A 2256-nucleotide genomic window follows, 5' to 3' on the forward strand; every position below is an offset into this window, starting at 1 on the left:
GAAATGTAACATATCGACGCGAAAAAGGGTGAGATGTTCACACACTGTTCTCAAAGTAGCGCTGTTCTCTGAGACGTTAGAGATGCCCTCTGATCATTAAACAAAACATTTAAAGAACAGGAAATGTAAATTATTCTCTAATGTTTGTTCGTAAATATACATGACAGAAGATATTTGAGAAAACAAGAAAAGACTTTTATCTGAAAGGAGAGCAAATGATATGGTAAACCAGGAAGGCAGTAAAGTGAAAGTTGTTCCGAATATGCCTGAGGGAAAATGTCGTATTTCTTCACTGTCATATGATTCGGTCAAAGACAAAGGTGTTACAGCTTCTGCTATAGCACATGCATCTTGGACTTGGGGAAAAGTCCCAAAAGGTACACCTATTTAGACGGTAAAAAACTAATGACAAAACGTATATTTAATCTAAAAAATAAATCTTTTTAAACGGATAAAAAATAATAGACCTTATTGTACGTTTTGTCATATGCTTGAACTATCTAATAAAAACAAGGACGGTTTTAACAATGGGTCTCTTTTTAACTTTTAATCAATATTTTCATGGATTTATATAATAAGTTGAACTTAATAAGGAATAAAGTTATATACCTATGAAGTTACACACCCTAACATCCCTTATAGTTCAGCTATAAGGTTTTTTATTTTAAATCTGAAAATTTTTTTGTGATTTTAAAAATAATACTAAATTCCAGTATATAATTACTCTACTGTTTATATTTTTAGGGGGGAGAATGTTATGGATAAGAACCAGGATAACTATAAAAGATTTGAAAAGTGGTTAATGCCTGCTTTATGTCTTAGTTTGATTCCACTTATAGTTGGGGCGGTGGTAGTAAAAGGTTTTGATTGGAAATTTGACCAGTTAGGACCATTTGGAGATTTCTTAGCAGGTAGTACAGTTCCGTTGTTTACTTTGGTTAGTTCAATAGGTATCATACTAACTTTAAGGATGCAACAACAGCAAATGAAAATGCAAAACGACGAAATGGAAGAGAACCGAAAAGTAATGATAGAACAAGGCAAAACAATGGCTTTACATAAGTTTGAAAGTACATTTTTCAGCATGCTTAATATACATAATGAAATTATAAAATCACTCTTTATTCAAGTTAATCCTGAACGCACCGTAACTGACAGAAAAACGTTTCCAGAACTTTTAAATAAATTTAGGCGTATTTACGGAACTGTAGATAAGCGAATGTACCATATCAATCGATTAGTAGAGGCATTTGTTATTTTAAATAAGGACTTCGAGTACATGTTTGGACCTTATTTCAGACACCTTACTAGTATAATTCAACTTATTGATGGATCAGATATGACTGATAACGAAAAGTTAAATTACATACGAATTGTTAAAGCTCAATTAACTTATTACGAGTTAGCTATACTAATGTATTATGGAATTAGTGATTATGGAGATGAGCTTTTACCTTTAATGCAAAAGTATAATTTACTTGAAAATCTAACAGAAGGTTCATTAATTGGAGAGGGACGTGTAGATATAGAACTCTTTAAAACTTTTTCTCCGTCTAAACGAAGGATACCAGTACAATAAAGAAAGTAAGGTCCAATCTAGCCTCGACTTTTTATCTTTTATATTTATCCTTTAAGTAGAAAAATTCTCATTTATCGTCACTTTGTATAAATTGTAAAACCTTTTATATTCCATAAATAATTTATTTTTTACTTAATTAAAAAAATACTTACCATCAAAAAAGGCTCTTGCAACAAATCACAGTAACTAAGAATATAAAATTTATTAAAAGCAGGTAATATACCTTACATGAAGTAATAATAAAGGATTCTTCTTTTGTTTAGTTGGAAAAGAGTTGCTGAAAGGGTTAATACGTATCTACCTAAAGTCTAATTCATTTATAGATTTTTTGATTTATGAAAGGTCTGTTAAACACTTAAAAATTAAGGGGTTGATAAATATAATAATGGTGGCAAGTTGGTGGCAGCCTGGTGGCAAAATCAATTATATTGCCACCAATTACATCTGTTTAAATCCTACATAGAAAAAATATTAGCCTATTAAATCAACGTTTTCCAACTATTTCTGTTATAATCTGATTCACTCTTCTTCCTTGACAGGGAAGGGGTCGTGGGTTCGAATCCCTCACAGGTCATCAACTAACAAAGGCTCAAATCCTTGATATAACAAGGATTTGAGCCTTTTTTGTTTATAAAGAATTAGTTCATTTTGTATTATTTACTCAATTGGTGGCGGAT

The 2256-nt window shown here is 31.0% G+C and carries 2 protein-coding genes; both read left to right on the forward strand.

All coding sequences use genetic code 11. The annotated features are described in order from the left end of the window. Positions 1–220 precede the first annotated feature (220 nt). Positions 221–391 carry a hypothetical protein gene (locus tag ACFVSH_RS25670; protein WP_387708582.1) on the forward strand — a complete coding sequence of 57 codons (171 nt, stop codon included), beginning with the start codon at positions 221–223 and terminating at the stop codon, positions 389–391. Between the two features lie 366 nt (positions 392–757). Continuing rightward, positions 758–1579, forward strand: coding sequence for a putative phage abortive infection protein (locus ACFVSH_RS25675; protein ID WP_387708584.1), 822 nt, complete (start codon positions 758–760; stop codon positions 1577–1579). The last annotated feature ends 677 nt before the right edge of the window (positions 1580–2256 follow it).

The organism is Peribacillus sp. NPDC058002, from assembly GCF_042886655.1.
GTDB lineage: Bacteria > Bacillota > Bacilli > Bacillales > DSM-1321 > Peribacillus > Peribacillus aracenensis.